Origin of the sequence: Paenibacillus sp. EKM212P (assembly GCF_011066115.1) — a bacterium.
GTDB lineage: Bacteria > Bacillota > Bacilli > Paenibacillales > Paenibacillaceae > Paenibacillus > Paenibacillus polymyxa_B.
This window is the reverse complement of record NZ_JAAMNR010000001.1, coordinates 36,911-53,314: the sequence shown is the minus strand read 5'-3', so window position 1 is coordinate 53,314 and position 16,404 is coordinate 36,911. Positions and strand designations below refer to the sequence as shown.

Here is a 16,404-nt window from a genome sequence, read left to right as displayed (position 1 = left end):
GCAACCTCGACAGATACGGGCGTGGCAACAGCAGCGGTAAACGGAAGCGACCTGAAAATTACGCCAGTGAACGCGGGTACGGTCACGATTACGGTAACGGCAGATGACGGCAAGGGCGGCACGGTGGATACGCAGTTCAACGTGACGATCACGCCGGTGATCCCAGAAGCCGTAAACCATGCGCCGACGGTGGAAACGTCGATCAGCAATGTAACGACAGGAGCCGCGGATGGAGTTAAGACGGTGAGCCTTGCGAGTGTGTTTGCAGATGAAGACAGCGACGCGCTGACATACACGGCAACCTCGACAGATACGGGCGTGGCAACAGCAGCGGTAAACGGAAGCGACCTGAAAATTACGCCAGTGAACGCGGGTACGGTCACGATTACGGTTACAGCAGATGACGGAAACGGGGGTACAGTGGATACGAATTTCACTCTAACGGTGACTCCTCCACCTGCTGCTAATCACGCTCCTGTTGTTCAAAGCACGATTAATGATGTTTCTACAGAAGCAGGTGCTGTGGACACAACTATTGGACTTGCTTCAACTTTTGCAGATGAAGATTTGGACTTACTGACGTATTCCGCTGATTCATCGGACCCTAGCGTATTAACGGTTTCCGTTACAGGCGACCAACTGAGTATTACTCCGCTTGCAGTGGGAAGTGCTACAGTCACAGTTACCGCAGATGATGGGAAGGGGGGAACCGTTCAAACGATCTTCCAAGTCACTGCTGGAGAAAAGAAGGGACTTTTCTTCTCCGAGTTGGCATGGGGGGAGAGCGACTCTATGATGCAAATTATTGAGCTTTATAATGCGGGTTCTGAGGAATTGGATGCTTCAAAAATTAGAATTGAACGCAGTGATAGTGGAAATTCGATCGAAATAAGTCAAGACGCTGGTGCTTTTATTCCAGGTGGAGCTACTTTCGTGATAGGAGATACCATGTATTTTGGTGATGCGCATGTAGATTACTTCACAGACATGGGATTTTATAACGATGATTCAGCACCTGTTACTTTATCGCTTTATTACGATAATCAGTTGATTGATACGGCAGTGTTTCAGCCTCATACCACTTTAGCTAGACAATCCGATGTTACCCATGGAAATGCAGACTACGAGGCAAGTGAATGGTTTGATGAAGGAACCGATTATACGGATAATATCGGCATCTTTAGTAGTGAGGCACCATAATGAATAAAAAGAATAGAGGAAACATCATGAGTTCTAAACCTAATAAATGGCTAATTACATTAGCCTTGGCTGCACTTGTTGCTCCAACGGCTTTGCAGACGATTGCATCTGCTGCCAGCGGTGCATCAAACGGAGTAGCTCTGGCCAGTCTGCCTTTTAAAGACATCAATAATATTGCTTCAGAGCAAAAGACAAACATCCTGCGAGCCATTGAAGCCGGGCTTCTGCATGGCGACCCATCTGGATCCTATCGTCCAACGGATTTGTTGACCCGTCAAGAAATGGCGGTTCTATTAACTCAAGCTCTGCAACTCTCTATTTCTAAAGCAGCAAGCAGCAGTTTCTCGGATGTAGAAACGAAAAGTTGGTCGAGTCCCTATATTGAGGCTGTACATCGTGCAGGACTCATGAATGGAGACGACGGCTCCAAATTCAGGCCCAAAGCGGCAGTTACCAGAGAGGAGGCTGCGGTTCTGCTTATGCGGGCCGCCGGGCTTCCTATTACAGCTGACGCCACGGAGTCTGCTAAACTTACTGATTGGAATCGGGTCAGTCCGTGGGCACGGCCTTACGTTAATACGGCTTTACAGTCGGGCTCCATGAAGACGGATCAGTCCGGTTTCAAACCTAAATCGTCCGTTCAGCGCCAAGATATAGCCCAGTATATGATGTCTACCTTTTTCCCTAAGGACCATGTAGTCCAACTCCAAAAAGTAGAGGATGGAAAGGCCTGGATTAACGGGATTGAATATAAACTCTCGGATTCAGTTAAAGGAATCCTGCAAACCTCTAACCAAGAGATTCTCAAAGGAGCAGATATTCAATTTGTAGCATCACAGCGGACCATTGAATCGATCACCAAACTGGTCATCCATGCGAGCGGACAAGCTCCGATAGGGCAAGCTTCCGAATTCAGCGGCAATCTTGTATTAGATGGTCATAACTCCTCGATTGACGGAGATTTAACTATTGACGGTGATTACATTTCGGTTATGAATTTGAATGTCAAAAATAGTTTTACAGTTACGTCAAGCCTTGAACATGATTTCTATGCCTCTAAATTTACGGTACAAGGAAAAACATATATTCAGGGCGGTGACCAGAACACCGTATTGTTTAACACATCTGAGCTGCAGGATGTCGAGGTATCCAAACAGGATGTCCACGTAGTCATTCAAGGAAATTCGACGGTGGATCAAATGTCGTTGATTTCCAATGCAACGATTGAAAATGATTCATCCTCAACGATACAGCAGTTGAATGTTCTTACCGGTGCCAAGCAAGTAGAGTTGCAGGGGATTATTAAGCAATTGTCGGTCAACAGTGATCAGCCCGTAGCTCTGACAGGCCAGGTCTCTATTAATACATTGGCTGTGAACAGTTCCTCTCCGATCAGTCTGGAGGTAGCTGGAACTATTTCAAATTTACAAGTAAATAACTCTGCAGCAAATATTAGTGTAAGCTCCTCCAGCCAAGTCACGAATACTTCATTTGCAGTAGGTGTGTCTTCTTCGACGGTATCAGGAGTCACTGGAGTCACTACAACTTCTTCTGGTAGCTCGCGTTCTACGGTTGTGGCCAATACAGCACCGAAGTTAGTGACCAAATATGACGATCATGCCGTAACGGTGGGCGATTCTGAACTTCAGATTGACTTGCTTGGTCATTTTACGGACGAGGAGCAGTCTGAGCTCAAATATACGGCAGTGTCGTCTAGTACAAAAATCAGTACAGTCCGAGTAGAGGGAACAAACCTGTTTATCAAGGCTGTTGGCAAAGGGACTGCGACCATTACGATCGCCGCAGATGACCAGGCCGGGAAAAAAGCGGGAACGAATTTCAAGGTCCGTGTCAATGAATCTCCTGTTTCATTGAGTATCCCCAATCAAAACGAACAGTTGGGGAGCGACGACGTAACCTTATCTTTAGGATCGTTTTTTACGGATTCTGAAAATGATCCTATGACTTATGAGGTTGCGATCGATGATCCTTCCATTGCTACCTTTACCCTGACGGGTGATCAATTGGTATTAACTCCGGCAGCTGTAGGACATGCCCAAGTTACCGTCAAGGCATCCGATGGTCGGGGAGGCAGCGCAAGCCAGTCGTTTCAATTGGTTGTAACTGCAGTACCTAATCAAAATCCGGTTGTAAATCAGAAGCCGGGCAACCAAACGCTCACTGTGGGCGATGCGGACTACATCCTGGATTTATCTCCGGTGTTCCTTGATTCGGACAGCAATCCGCTAATCATCTCGGCAGAATCCTTGGATCTATCTATTGCGACGGTCTCCGTTAACGGAAACCAGGCCACAGTTCATGCGGTTTCCTCAGGAACAGCAAACATCCAGCTAAAAGCGGCAAATGGCCTTGGAGGCGAGGTTAAGACCGATTTTGATATTACCGTTAATGAACCTCCGGTATCCTTGCGAATTCCGGATCAGACGAAACAAATCAATTCAGACGACATTCAATTATCTTTAAACGACTTCTTTACCGACCATGAGAAGGATTCGTTGTCATACAGCATTGATATTTCCGATTCTTCGTTTGCGACTGCAGTGCTAAATGGGGACACGCTTACCATTACACCGTTAAAAATTGGCAGCACATCAGTTTCTGTTAAGGCATCTGATGGCCATGGAGGTAGCACAAGCCAGTCGTTTCAAATGGAAGTAACTGCTGTATCTAACCAAAATCCGGTTATAGACCAGAAGCCGGGTAATCAGACACTGAATCTAGGCGATGCGGATTATATCCTGGATTTATCTTCGGTATTCCACGATCCCGATGGCGACCCTGTGGACGTTCTGGCAGAATCTTCGGATTCGTCAGTTGCTGTTGTATCCGTTAACGGATACATAGCCACGGTCCATGCAGTTTCCTCAGGAATGGCAACGATTCAGCTTAAAGCAAAAGATGGCCGTGGGGGCGAGGTCACTACTGATTTTGATGTTACCGTCAATGAATCCCCGATTTCCACAGGGATTCCGGATCAGATGAAAGAAATAAATACAGGCGATATTCAATTGTCCTTAAATGATTTCTTTTCCAGTCCTGATAGCGATGTTTTAACTTACGATGTTCATAGCGTTTCTGACCCGACTGTTGTGACGGCTGCCGTTTATGGGGATATGCTTACTCTTACACCGTTAACGATCGGTAGCACATCGGTATCGATCAAAGCAACAGATAGCCGGGGAGGGGAAGTGATCGAAACTTTCAAAACCACCGTCACGGCTGGAACTCCACAGAATCAGTATCCAGTAGAAACTAAACCTGCCGACCAGTCGCTTACTGTAGGTGGTGCGGTCTACTCACTCGATTTAGGTTCCGTTTTTACTGATCCTGATGGGGATACGTTGACCTTTAAGGCAACCTCTTCTGATCCGTCCGTTGCTTCGGCGGAAATCACTGGAGCTCAATTGGAAGTACAGGCACTAAGTGCAGGGACGACAATCATAGAAATCAAGGCTATGGATGGCCGTGGAGGGGAAACTTCAAGCACCTTCCAAGTCAGTGTCCAATCATCCGGTTCATCTAACCCAACTTCTAATCAGCCGCCTCAAGTAGATGCGACCATTTATGAACAAGTGTTGACTGCAGGAGTTACGAATGCAAGAAGCTACGACCTATCTCAATTGTTCAGTGATGCTGACGGGGATGCCTTGACGTTTACTTCTACTGTTGAATCAACCGGTATGGTAAATGCAGAGGTTAACGGATCAACGTTGACTCTTACTCCGGGTAATCAGGCAGGAAGTACCAAGGTAACGATTACTGCGAATGACGGGCATGGCGGAACAGCCACCTATAATTTTCAGGTAACGAATGCTCCTCTTGCGACGAATGGAATTGTTCAAATCCGAACCAAGCAAGGGGTTAAAGATCCGATTACTTATGACATGTCAACAGTGTTCCCGGGTGAAACTTCATTTAAAATCTATTCGGGTACGGCAGATTCCACCTTTACTGGGCCAATCCCTCTTAATGGGACGGTTTGGACATGGAACGGGGATATTTTTCAATACTTCTGGGTAATCGGGGCGAACGGATCTGCCGCTATATTCCAAGTGACCTCAAATCCTCAAGGACCGGAGGATCTATATTTTTCCCAGTATCTATCTGTGGATAAAACCCGTACTGCTATTGAGCTGTTTTACAATCCGGTAGGAGATACTTCTAAACCTATAGAAAATGCAGGATACTCACTTGAGATTCATCAATACAATTTAGCTACAAATACTCCCAAGGTGTGGAGCCAGCCTATTAATTCGTTTTGGAAAGGCATGCCTTATATATATATCGATTCCATCTTTTATGACTTTTTCGACATTGTTCCTGCGACATACTATAATGATGAATTGATGTTACTAGAAACGAATACAAATGTAACGACAGGTTATGTCCTGAAAAAGAACGGCGTAACGATCGACGTCTTAGGTGATCCTAACGGAAAAACGCAATTTATGCCGAATAATGGGACTATTATCCGAAAATCGGGGATTAAGTCCGGTTCCTCCTCTTATAATCTTCCAGGAGAGTGGAACTCTTATCCAACCGGAACGCTTCAATACTTTAGTCATCATACTCCATAACATTTTGTTGAATTAACGGGAAGCCCTCCAGCGCCGATGGTACTTGGGCCGAAGGGTCCCGGGAGAGTAGGATGTCGCCAAGCAATTAATGTATAACTCTGCATAGTCGTACTCAAGCTGTCGAGACATTCTCGACAGCTTTTTTTATTCCCAATCTTTCAACATGGCATCCTATAAGGTACATACCATACCAAAAGGAATTTTCATCATTACGAGCCGAATATGTCGATTACAGCGACACGAAGCACTGTTCCCATTGGTCGGTAATGGAGGCTTTGTCAAGCTGTTCTCCAATGAGAGTAACATATCCCTGGCTCACAGGAAGTGCAGTAGGCTGCCACTCCAAGTGATTTCCTGAAAATTGCAAAAGCATTGTACCTTCCTGAGGAAGCACGCAATAACCTTTCGCACGAAGCAACGAGGAACCTAACCCGGTCAAAAAGTTTTCCAATCGTTGTTTTTCGAGTGGCTGAGGAGAATATTGATGCAGAGTTAAGCTCTCCAGACGGGAGAACGAATGAGGCTGCTTAGGATCGTGGTTATGACTGTGTGCCGCAATAACTTTGAAAGCCGTACTTCTGGAGACACTACTGGTGCTTCCGATACTTTTGACGGGAATGGAAACGGACGGTACACCTGCATCGGTGGACTGGAGTTGTGCAGGTGCTGGTTGAAGTGTCTGTACAGGTTTTGCGGCAACGGATGCGGAGGCCAGAACAGGCTCTAGTAGTGGTTCAAGGTCAATCCGGCTATATTCAGTAGTTTGCAGCTTGGCCGTATCGTTGAGCTTGCGGATGCTCTTGACGACCTTTGTCACTTCACGGCTACTTGCTGCATCCGTCTTGTTCACCACAATAAAGTCTGCGGTGCGCAGTTGTCCGTGCAGGGTGCGAACCAGTTCTTTATCAGCCGTAAAGCGGCTATTGTATTCATGGAACAGCTCAGCATCCACAACACTGATGCTGTGAACCAGATAAAGCCGATCTGCCAGTAGAGGGGAGCGAAGCTCCTCCAGTACTTGTTCGGGGTTGGCTACCCCGGTGGTTTCCATGAAGATCAGGTCAGGCTTCTGACTGAGCAGGGTATGCAGAGCCCCTGCTAGCTCATTTCTTTTGCTGCAACAAATGCAGCCTTCTAGCAATCCTTCTACTGTTACGTCAGGCATTTCCTCTGAAATTATAGCGCTGTCTACATCATATTCACCCATTTCGTTCATTAAAACAGCAGCACGAAGGGGAATTTGGCGAGTATGGGCTAATAGGCGCAAAAGTAGTGTTGTTTTGCCGCTTCCAAGAAAACCACTGATTAAAATAACAGGAACTTTGTTCATCATTTTTCCTCCTTGATGGGTTTAGTGTGCTGTGTTCAAGCGATCAAAGGTAGCTACCGAGTCTGCTTGGGTATAGACATAAGGGGATTCTGGCTGCTCGACAGCGGTTATTTTTTCGGATCGAATTTCAAGTACTGGAACGTTGCCCTTTTGTGTGGCATGCAGTGTTCCTTCAATGGTCACCCAGGTATCCTTGTCAAAGGACGGGGCCTTCTGGGATTGGACGATGATCCCGAATGGCATGGCATCGGCAGTACAGCACATGACGAGGAATCTTCCTACTGCAAATAGGCCTTTACCCGGCAGGTTGTCGTCTTTATAGACAAAGCCAGTCACCTGTACTTTTTTTCCTTCAAAAGCTTGTTTATATAACTCAATGGCTCCAATAGTTTCGGAAAAAATCTCAGGCTTGATCTGTATGACAGGTTGCTGATACAGGCGTTTCGCCAGCTCGGCGAATTCTACATTGTACTTGTCAGGCGGAACGAACAGCTTATCCAGCGTTTCCTGACTCCATTTTCCCTCTGGAGGGGACGAAGTTGGGACGGAAGATGCAGTTGATAAAAGGGAGGCGGTGGATGCTTTCGTGGTCTGTGTATCTGTTTTTCGTCGGATATCCGGGTTGGGATACGTGAAGGACATGCCTTTTTTGGCGGCCATATCACTACCTAGTGCCTGATTGGGCAGTAGAGAACCGAACAGGAGCGGGATGAGCAGCATTCCATATACGAGTGTTTTTTTGAACCAGCTTTGCGGCAACGGATGCTCACAATCACATACATCCTCACCGTCCCGCTCCCCGACAATTCCGTGCCATGCCATTGCCAATGCGATGAACAAGAGTGGTACAGGACAGAGCAGGAGCAGATTTTGCATATGGGGAGCCAAGTAGTAATGAAGTGCATTCGTACGGTTTAATGAGATAATGTACATAGCTAATCCAATCAGGAGCAAGGAGCGCATGCCATATTGCCAGCGGATGCTAAAGGTTGAATTCACGTTTGTATTCACCTCCCCAATAACCATTCAGCAGCTATAGAACCCACTAGGACGAGTGAAACAATAAGCAAGCCCAGGATGGCGACAAATTTGGTGCGGAAGGTGCTTAGCAGCATGAGCGTGCCTTTGAAGTCTAGCATCGGACCGAGTACAAGAAAGGCTGCCAGCGGACCTAGTGTAAAGGTGTGTGAAAAAGCAGTGGCTACAAAGGCATCGGAGGTGGAACATAGCGACAGTATGTAGGCAAAACCCATCATAAAGGCGTACGATCCGACCGTTCCGTTGCTTAACGAAAGCATCTCATCACGTGGGATGAAGGTTTGGATGCAGGCTGTTAATAATGCGCCGATAGTGAGATATTTACTCATGTCCAAAAACTCGTCACCAGCATGTACAAAAAAGCCCCGCCATGTGCGACTATGCCGATGAGTCTGATTGTTCTGCTTTTGCTGGTTAAAAGAGAGCAACGACCGTTTGAGCGGATGCACTCGCACAAAGGCATACACGATCAGCCCGATGATCGCGGAGACGGCAAAAGCCAAACCCATTCGAACGACAGTGACCTCGGGATGGGAAGGGAAAGCCATCATCGTCGCAGCCAGTACCACGGGATTGATAATGGGCCCGCTTAAAATAAAAGTGATACCCATATAGGCAGGCATTCCCTTGAGCATTAATTGGCGAACGACAGGGATCATGCCGCATTCACAGATGGGAAACAGCATACCTAGTAAGGAGGCCAGCAGGACACCCGGTACAGGATGCGCAGGCGCTATTTTGCGAATCCATGTCTCCGGTACAAGCCACTGCAAAAGGGATGAGACGAGTACACCGATAAGGAGAAACGGAACAGCTTCCAGAAAAATACCCATAAATACCGTTTTTAACGGTTGCAGCTGGCCCATATCTAACAAACGAAGCCACTGGGGAGATAGCGTGACAAGCACAGGGATGAGAAAGGCAAACGGAATCATAAAAGGCAGCATCTTCAACAGCGTACTGTTTTTCATTCCACGTCTCCTTGGGAATAAGGGTTCTTATCTACATCCTATGTCTGTAGAGGGACAATCATGCCCGCTGGATTGTGCTTGTCTCACCTCCTATATTGACAATTCAAAGAGTGGTCATATATATTTATGTTTGTTGTTAGTAATTATTACGATTAAAATCTGATAAATGATTGCAAGAAGGAAACTTTTACGGTACGATCCATATTAAATGTTGTAAAGACAAGGAGGGGTTATATGATACCGATAGTTGTTTTATCCGGTTTTTTGGGTAGCGGTAAAACCACTCTTCTTCAGCATGCGCTGGCTTACTACAAGGAGAAGGGCCTCAAGCCAGCCATTTTGATGAATGAGTTGGGTGATGTTAATCTGGACGGCAGTTTGGTGAATGGCCAAGCACCCATGAAGGAAATGCTCAGTGGTTGTATATGCTGTACTATTCGCGGGGATTTGGGCGTCGAGCTCATGAATCTTGCTGAAGAATATAAGCCGGACGTGATTATTGTAGAATGCACTGGAGTAGCTAACCCGATGGAAATTGTAGATGCAGTGACAGACGCCTCCATCTATTCTTCTATGATATTACAATCCGTTATCACGGTCATAGATGCGCGTCAATTTCTGGACTTTGCCTCGGGGAACGAGAGAGGCAAGTCGCTTCGTTTGATGCAGGATCAGCTTCGGTGCGCTTCCAAACTGATTATTAACAAGACCGATTTATTGGCTGCGGGCGAGTTGCAGAAAGTACAGGCCCTCGTAAAAGAGTTAAATCCATATGCTCTGACTGTGAGTACGCAACGAAGTGACGTGGACGCGGGTATTTTTTTCTCCACTCAAGGAGAGGAGCGTATGGACGTTGACCATCAGTCTCATGATCACCATGATCACGCCCATGACCACGAACATGGGGAGCATTATCATTCCTACGACCACGTAGTGGTTCACACGCATTTCTTTGGACAACCTGTGCCACGCTCCGAGTTTGAACGGTTGTTCCGCAGTTTGCCAGCTGAAATATACCGGGCCAAAGGAATTGTGCGGTTTCTGGAATCAGAGGGCCAGATGATGTTTCAGTTCGCCTATCGGGAGCTGGAAATCATTCCGATCCGCCCGCAAAAGCCAGTGAACGATGTAGCGGTTGTCATGGGTGAGAATTTCTCTGCTTCCGATATCGAGGAACAATTGAGAAAGTTGGAAGCGGCCGAAAAGCCATTGAGTAGTAGTTCATGACTTCGAGAACGAGTAACCTTAATCCATCAAGACCTAATCCATCACAACATAATTCTCGCGCACACCTAGCTGGCAAGTCTACTTGGGGATTTACAACAATTCTGCTGCTGACTGCTGGGCTGTTGCTTTCGGTGACACTCGCAGTCCTGCTCGGTCCTGTAGCTGTCGCACCGGGGACGATATGGCGAATTGCACTGTCTCATCTTCCCTGGCTGGACCAGTGGATACCCGTGACATGGACCAAGCCTGAGCAATATATCGTTTGGGAAATCCGCTTTCCACGCGTGCTGCTAGGTGTTGTCGTAGGAGCAGGACTTGCTGTTACAGGGACGACTATACAGGCATTAATTCGTAATTCGTTAGCGGACCCCTATATTTTAGGAGTCTCGTCTGGGGCTTCGGTGACAGCCACGTTGGTAATTGTGTTCGGAGCTTTTGGATTTTTAGGACGACTTGCGCTGCCTTTATCTGCTTTTATAGGCTCGTTAGCTGCAATGCTTATGGTGTTCGCGTTGGCTCGTGTGGCTGGGAGCATATCGACGACCCGCTTATTGCTGGCAGGAGTGGCGGTGTCCATGATGCTGTCGGCTGTGACTAGCTTTATCGTTACGATGGCCCCGAATGAAAAAGGCATTCGTGACGCGATGTATTGGATGATGGGAAGTCTGGCAGGTGCTCAATGGGACACGCTTTTCATTCCAAGCCTCATTGTAGCCGTTGGAACGGTAGTCCTCCTGACCCGATACCGTTCGCTGAATGCTTTGCTAACGGGTGAAGAAACCGCAGTAACGCTAGGTGTGAACGTACAGACGTTCCGCGTATTACTGGTTGTTGTGGCGTCTCTTTTAACCGGGGCAGTCGTATCAGTTAGTGGCTCGATTGGCTTTGTGGGGCTTATGATTCCGCACATCGTTAGGCTGATAGTGGGATCAGATCATCGGCGTGTACTGCCCGTCAGTCTGTTGGCGGGAGCTATTTTTGTCGTGTGGGCTGATGTATGTGCCCGGCTCATGCTGGCTCCACAGGAGCTGCCGATTGGTATTGTGACGGCTGTGTGCGGAGGACCCTTTTTTGTGTGGCTGCTGCGTCGTAGTTCCTACTCGTTTGGAGGCGAAAAATGAATATAGAAGTCGAAAGCGTGACCTTCAGTATTCACGATAAACGGCTGATCGACGGCATCTGTCTCCAGGTAAAAGCAGGGGAGCTGGTCGGATTGATTGGTCCGAATGGCAGCGGGAAATCGACGTTGCTCAAAAATATGTATCGTGTGCTAAAGCCTGACAGTGGTTTGGTTACGTTGGATGGTCAAGATATGCTGCAGATGAAGTATAAAGAGACGGCCCGACAAATGGCAGTGGTGAGTCAGGATGCGCCGCAAACGTTTGATTTTTCAGTACGTGACATTGTCCTGATGGGTCGCCATCCGCATAAGAAACTGCTGGAAGCAGATACTGTCGCCGATCATGAATTGGTCGAGCAGGCGCTGGAGCGGGTAGGCATGAATGCTCAGGCGGATCAGGGCTTTGCCACCTTGTCTGGCGGCGAAAAGCAACGGGTATTGATCGCCAGAGCTTTGGCCGGGCAGGCGAAATTTCTTGTTTTGGATGAGCCAACAAATCATCTGGACATCCGGTATCAGCTGCAAATTCTGGATTTGGTCAAAACACTTCGGATAACTACGCTAGCTGCACTACATGATTTGAATTTGGCTGCATTTTATTGTGATCGAATGTATGTATTAAATGAAGGCAAAGTGGTCGCTTCCGGCATAACAGAGGATGTGCTTCAGCCAGACCTGCTGTGGAGTGTATTCGGGGTGGAGACAGAAATCTGTATTCATCCAAAAACCGGGAAGCCGAATATTACCTTTTTACCGGATTCTCTTAGGAGAGGAGGCTATCCATGATGCTAACAGAAAAGGTGATATGATGAGGTAAGATAAACTACAAATAAAAGAGGAGACGGTACATATGAAAAAATATAGCAAGCTCGCGTTACCGTTGGTTATGCTCGCTTTGGCGATGATGCTGTTGTTATCAGCCTGCGCAGCAGGAAACACGGCTCAAACAAGCGATCCATCGGCAAACGGGCAGCAACCTGCCGCATCGCAATCGGCAACCAATAAGACGTCGGTAGAGCTTGAGAACATGGGCGTTAAAATGGCATTTCCCGAGGCGCCCAAACGCGCGGTTACACTGAACCAGCACGCGACTGAGGTTATGCTGGCTCTTGGACTGGAATCCTCTATGGTAGGAACTGCGTATTTGGACGATCAGATTTTACCGAAATATAAGGCTCAATATGACAAAATCCCCGTACTGGCCGAACAATATCCGTCCAAAGAGGTGTTTATGGCCGCTGCACCGGATTTTGCCTATGCAGGCTGGAAGAGTGCCTTTAATGATAAAAATCTGGGTTCCCGTGAGGAACTAGCCAAACAAGGGGTGCTGACCTATGTACAGGAGTCCTCAAACAAGCCGGGTCCCATATTAGAAGATGTATATCAGGATATACTAAATATTGGGCGTATTTTCAGGGTTGAGGAGCGTGCAGAAAAGCTGGTAAATGACATTCGTGAACAAGTGAAGTCCATTCAGACTCAAATTGGTACTGTTGAGCAGGCACCCAAGGTGTTTGTTTATGACAGCGGAGAAGACAAGCCCTTTACGGCTGCCAACAATTATCTAACGTCTTTGATTGAAAGTGTGAAGGCGAAAAATATTTTTGATGATATTGACAAAAGTTTCACCGAAGTAAGCTGGGAAGAGGTTGTGAACCGTAACCCCGATGTGATCGTCATTCTCGACTATGGTGATACTTCACTGGCTGATAAAGAGAAGCTGCTCCTGAGCAAGCCTGCGCTGGCTGGTGTGGAAGCGATTAAAAACAAACGGTTTATAGTCCTGCCATTATCCGCGGCAGCTGAAGGTGTACGTGCACCGATTGCACTGAAAACCTTGGCTGCAGGCTTGTACCCGGACAAAATGAAGTAAACAAACAAAAGAGTTGCCAAAACATTGACGAACCTTGCCTAAACTGTTAAACTTGCTAATGCGTAAAGGTTACGTTTATCAAACGCTTATTTTTTTATTACCAAATCGTAATAATTACGGTAGATGGTTTAATGATCATAAACGACCTGGAGAATCTGCGCAAATGATGATCGCTCAGATGGCTCCAGGCTTTTTAAAGGAAAAGGAGATTTGCGTCATGTTATTGGCCTCATTGGAACAGGTCACATTTGGCTACGGAGATGTTCCTAACTTGGTGGATGCCAATGTTGAAATTTTTTCGGGAGAATTTGTGGCTATTACCGGACCGAATGGTGCTTCCAAATCAACCATGCTCAAACTATTGCTCGGCTTGCTTCAGCCTTGGAAGGGCAAGGTGTTTATGTCTAACCGTACAGGTGAAGGCAAAAAGCTCGTTGTCGGCTTTGTATCCCAACAAATTGCTGCCTTCAATGGCGGATTTCCAAGTACGATTTTAGAATTTGTCCGTTCAGGAAGATATACTCATGGCTCTTGGTTACGCCGTATGCGGTCTGAGGATCATGATCTGACTGAGCAGGCGCTGCGTCAGGTAGGCATGTGGGATTTGCGTCACCGTAAAATCGGCGAATTGTCCGGTGGACAGAAGCAACGCATTTGTGTGGCGAGAGCGCTCGCTCAGGAATCGGATTTGCTCATTTTGGATGAGCCCACGACCGGCATGGATCAGGAAAGCCGCCATCATTTCTACGATCTGATGAATCAGCAGGTTAAGAAATATGGAAGAACCGTGGTCATGGTGACCCATGGACTATCGGAAGTGCAACATTATCTGGATCGAATTATTGAGCTTGAAAGGAAGGAAGATGGCGGATGGAAATGCTGCACTACGACTTCATGCAGCGGGCATTTTGTGCCGGTGGGGTAATTGCACTGCTAGCCTCGGTGCTTGGAGTATACCTGATGCTGCGGCGTCAGGCTCTCATGGCGGACATGCTATCGCATGTATCGCTGGCAGGGGTAGCAGCGGGTGCCTATTTAGGCATTAACCCGACGATAACCGGATTTGTTGTTGCCGTAATCGGCGCGATTATCGTTGAATACGTCCGCAGGTCTTATAAAACATATAGTGAGATATCTGTGGCTATTATTATGGTAGGTGGCCTCTCGACGGCCGTTATTTTAATGAATCTGAATCAGAGCATCAACAAAGGGTTTTCCGCTTATTTGTTCGGCTCGGTCGTAGCGGTCAATCAGACAGAGCTGATGTTGATGATTGTAGTGGCTGTGATCGGAGGTATTTTCTTTTTTGTATTCCGGCGTCCTTTGTATCAGATTACCTTTGATGAAGAAACGGCGAAGACCAATGGTCTTCCTGTCAAGTCCATTTCATTTGCATTTAGTATTTTAACAGGGATGATTGTAGCTGCTGCAATGCCGATTGTCGGTGTGCTGCTTGTCTCCTCACTCATCGTGCTCCCTGCAGCGCTGGCGATTCGAATTGCACCGAGCTTCGCGGCAGCCATCTGGATATCTATGGTCACTGCATTGATCGGCGTATTTATGGGTTTAACGGCATCATATGAACTCAGTACACCCCCAGGGGGGACGATTGCCATGGTGCTGTTATTATTCCTGATTGTAGGAGCTGGTATTCAAAAGCTGGTCCGCAAGCTGGGCAAGCAACAGGCTTCACGGCGGAAGAATGCGACAGGCCAGTGAGTGTAATTACAGTGGGAATTAACTAAAAAATCTAACGCATAAAGGAGTAATGAATATGAATACATGGTTCAAAAAATCATTTGTATTGTCTGCGGGACTAGCACTTATTTTATCTGGCTGCGGAGCCAAATCTGATAATACAGCTACAAATGCTTCCCAAACCGAGCCGAATGCGGCACAAACAGCAGACAGTGGTAAGAAGCTGAATGTAGTCACCACTTTTTATCCAATGTATGAATTTACCAAGCAAGTTGCTGGAGACCATGCTAACGTAACCGCGTTGATTCCTGCCGGTGCTGAACCGCATGACTGGGAACCGAGCGCCAAAGATATGGCACAGGTTAAGGATGCTGACGTATTTGTGTATAACGGTATTGTGGAAGGTTGGGCAGAACAGGCTTTGAGCAGCGCGTCCAACGATAAGCGTGTTGTAGTTGAAGCGAGCAAAGGGTTGAACCTGATGGAAGGGACTGCTGAGGAGGAAGAAGGAGAAGAAGCACACGCAGAGGAAGGCCATGATCACGATCATGTGCTGGACCCTCATGTATGGCTTGATCCGGTCTTAGCTCAAAAAGAAGTAGAAGCTATAGAAGCAGGGCTTGTAAAAGCCGATCCTGCAAACAAAGCAGACTATGAGAAAAACGCCGATGCTTATATCGCTAAGCTGAAAGAACTGGATACCGAGTTCAAAACGGGTCTGAAAGATGTAAAACGTAAAGACTTTATTACGCAGCATGCTGCTTTTAGCTATTTGGCTAAGCAATACGGTCTAACCCAAGTACCCATTGCCGGTTTATCTCCAGAGCAAGAGCCTACACCGGACAAGCTGGCGGGTATTATCAAATTTGCCAAAGAAAATAATGTTAAAACTATTTTCTTTGAAACTCTTGTTGATCCGAAGGTCGCTGAGACCGTAGCTACTGAAATCGGTTCAAAAACCGATGTACTGAATCCGCTTGAAGGGTTGACAGATGAAGACAAACAGAAGAATCTGGATTACGTTGGTGTAATGAAAAACAATCTGGAGGCTTTGAAAAAAGCCTTGAATGAATAGGTAGACTTTAAACGAATAGTACAAAAAATGACGTTGGGAACGATACCAGCGTCTTTTTTTATGTCTGTCTAAGAAGATTGTACTTTTTTAGCTAGTGCTCTAGATACAGTAGATATATAGTGCTTTGTGATTTGCTTTACAGGAAAGATTTACGTCATTGTGAAACGTTTTTTTGAAAACTAATGCTGTAGTAGCTAGTTTCAAATTTCTTTTATAATTCATTGGTAGCGTTTTTATTTTTACAGATTCTTTCTATTAATATTACTAGTTTATT

The 16,404-nt window shown here is 46.7% G+C and carries 12 protein-coding genes; 9 read left to right on the top strand and 3 right to left on the bottom strand.

Annotated features, from left to right (window positions below; all coding sequences use genetic code 11):
- Together G9G54_RS25280 and G9G54_RS00245 are read left to right on the top strand one after the other, a co-directional pair.
- The coding region (locus G9G54_RS25280) for an Ig-like domain-containing protein (protein ID WP_446723010.1) at positions 1-1,200 on the top strand (1,200 nt) is incomplete at its 5' end.
- A gap of 26 nt (positions 1,201-1,226) precedes the next feature.
- Positions 1,227-5,798, top strand: a complete 4,572-nt coding sequence (locus tag G9G54_RS00245) for an S-layer homology domain-containing protein (RefSeq protein WP_165175436.1) — start codon at positions 1,227-1,229, stop codon at positions 5,796-5,798.
- A 229-nt stretch (positions 5,799-6,027) separates the two neighbouring features.
- Here G9G54_RS00245 and G9G54_RS00240 read toward each other — a convergent pair whose 3' ends face one another.
- From G9G54_RS00240 to G9G54_RS00230, 3 genes are read right to left on the bottom strand one after another with little or no spacing between them, the layout of a single operon-like run.
- Positions 6,028-7,131, bottom strand: coding sequence for a CobW family GTP-binding protein (locus G9G54_RS00240; RefSeq protein ID WP_165175434.1), 1,104 nt, complete (start codon positions 7,129-7,131; stop codon positions 6,028-6,030).
- An 18-nt stretch (positions 7,132-7,149) separates the two neighbouring features.
- Complete coding sequence (locus tag G9G54_RS00235) at positions 7,150-8,127, bottom strand: TIGR03943 family putative permease subunit (RefSeq protein WP_165175433.1); 978 nt, start codon at positions 8,125-8,127, stop codon at positions 7,150-7,152.
- Between the two features lie 8 nt (positions 8,128-8,135).
- On the bottom strand, positions 8,136-9,137 hold the full coding sequence (locus tag G9G54_RS00230; protein ID WP_165175431.1) for a permease: 1,002 nt from the start codon (positions 9,135-9,137) through the stop codon (positions 8,136-8,138).
- 234 nt (positions 9,138-9,371) lie between these two features.
- Between G9G54_RS00230 and G9G54_RS00225 the strand changes: the two genes are divergently transcribed.
- From G9G54_RS00225 to G9G54_RS00195, 7 genes are all read left to right on the top strand, one after another.
- Positions 9,372-10,364, top strand: a complete 993-nt coding sequence (locus tag G9G54_RS00225) for a CobW family GTP-binding protein (RefSeq protein ID WP_165175430.1) — start codon at positions 9,372-9,374, stop codon at positions 10,362-10,364.
- Positions 10,361-11,485, top strand: a complete 1,125-nt coding sequence (locus G9G54_RS00220) for a FecCD family ABC transporter permease (RefSeq protein WP_165175428.1) — start codon at positions 10,361-10,363, stop codon at positions 11,483-11,485. Before G9G54_RS00225 ends, G9G54_RS00220 begins: the two co-directional genes overlap by 4 nt.
- Positions 11,482-12,270: an ABC transporter ATP-binding protein gene (locus G9G54_RS00215; RefSeq protein ID WP_165175427.1), complete on the top strand. Its 789-nt coding sequence runs from the start codon at positions 11,482-11,484 to the stop codon at positions 12,268-12,270. Before G9G54_RS00220 ends, G9G54_RS00215 begins: the two co-directional genes overlap by 4 nt.
- A gap of 64 nt (positions 12,271-12,334) precedes the next feature.
- Entirely contained in the window at positions 12,335-13,357 is a 1,023-nt protein-coding gene (locus G9G54_RS00210) for an ABC transporter substrate-binding protein (protein ID WP_165175425.1), read from the top strand.
- Between the two features lie 217 nt (positions 13,358-13,574).
- Positions 13,575-14,282: a metal ABC transporter ATP-binding protein gene (locus tag G9G54_RS00205; protein ID WP_185156274.1), complete on the top strand. Its 708-nt coding sequence runs from the start codon at positions 13,575-13,577 to the stop codon at positions 14,280-14,282.
- Positions 14,228-15,076, top strand: coding sequence for a metal ABC transporter permease (locus G9G54_RS00200; protein ID WP_061831372.1), 849 nt, complete (start codon positions 14,228-14,230; stop codon positions 15,074-15,076). Before G9G54_RS00205 ends, G9G54_RS00200 begins: the two co-directional genes overlap by 55 nt.
- Before the next feature lie 55 nt (positions 15,077-15,131).
- Positions 15,132-16,130, top strand: coding sequence for a metal ABC transporter substrate-binding protein (locus tag G9G54_RS00195; protein ID WP_165175424.1), 999 nt, complete (start codon positions 15,132-15,134; stop codon positions 16,128-16,130).
- The last annotated feature ends 274 nt before the right edge of the window (positions 16,131-16,404 follow it).

What these genes read in the sequence shown, in the direction of transcription:
- G9G54_RS00195 (WP_165175424.1), top strand. Translation starts at nt 15,132, where the DNA reads ATGAATACATGGTTCAAAAAATCATTTGTATTGTCTGCGGGACTAGCA.
- G9G54_RS00200 (WP_061831372.1), top strand. Translation starts at nt 14,228, where the DNA reads ATGGAAATGCTGCACTACGACTTCATGCAGCGGGCATTTTGTGCCGGT.
- G9G54_RS00225 (WP_165175430.1), top strand. Translation starts at nt 9,372, where the DNA reads ATGATACCGATAGTTGTTTTATCCGGTTTTTTGGGTAGCGGTAAAACC.
- G9G54_RS00240 (WP_165175434.1), bottom strand. Translation starts at nt 7,131, where the DNA reads ATGATGAACAAAGTTCCTGTTATTTTAATCAGTGGTTTTCTTGGAAGC.
- G9G54_RS00205 (WP_185156274.1), top strand. Translation starts at nt 13,575, where the DNA reads ATGTTATTGGCCTCATTGGAACAGGTCACATTTGGCTACGGAGATGTT.
- G9G54_RS00220 (WP_165175428.1), top strand. Translation starts at nt 10,361, where the DNA reads ATGACTTCGAGAACGAGTAACCTTAATCCATCAAGACCTAATCCATCA.
- G9G54_RS00210 (WP_165175425.1), top strand. Translation starts at nt 12,335, where the DNA reads ATGAAAAAATATAGCAAGCTCGCGTTACCGTTGGTTATGCTCGCTTTG.
- G9G54_RS00215 (WP_165175427.1), top strand. Translation starts at nt 11,482, where the DNA reads ATGAATATAGAAGTCGAAAGCGTGACCTTCAGTATTCACGATAAACGG.
- G9G54_RS00245 (WP_165175436.1), top strand. Translation starts at nt 1,227, where the DNA reads ATGAGTTCTAAACCTAATAAATGGCTAATTACATTAGCCTTGGCTGCA.
- G9G54_RS00230 (WP_165175431.1), bottom strand. Translation starts at nt 9,137, where the DNA reads ATGAAAAACAGTACGCTGTTGAAGATGCTGCCTTTTATGATTCCGTTT.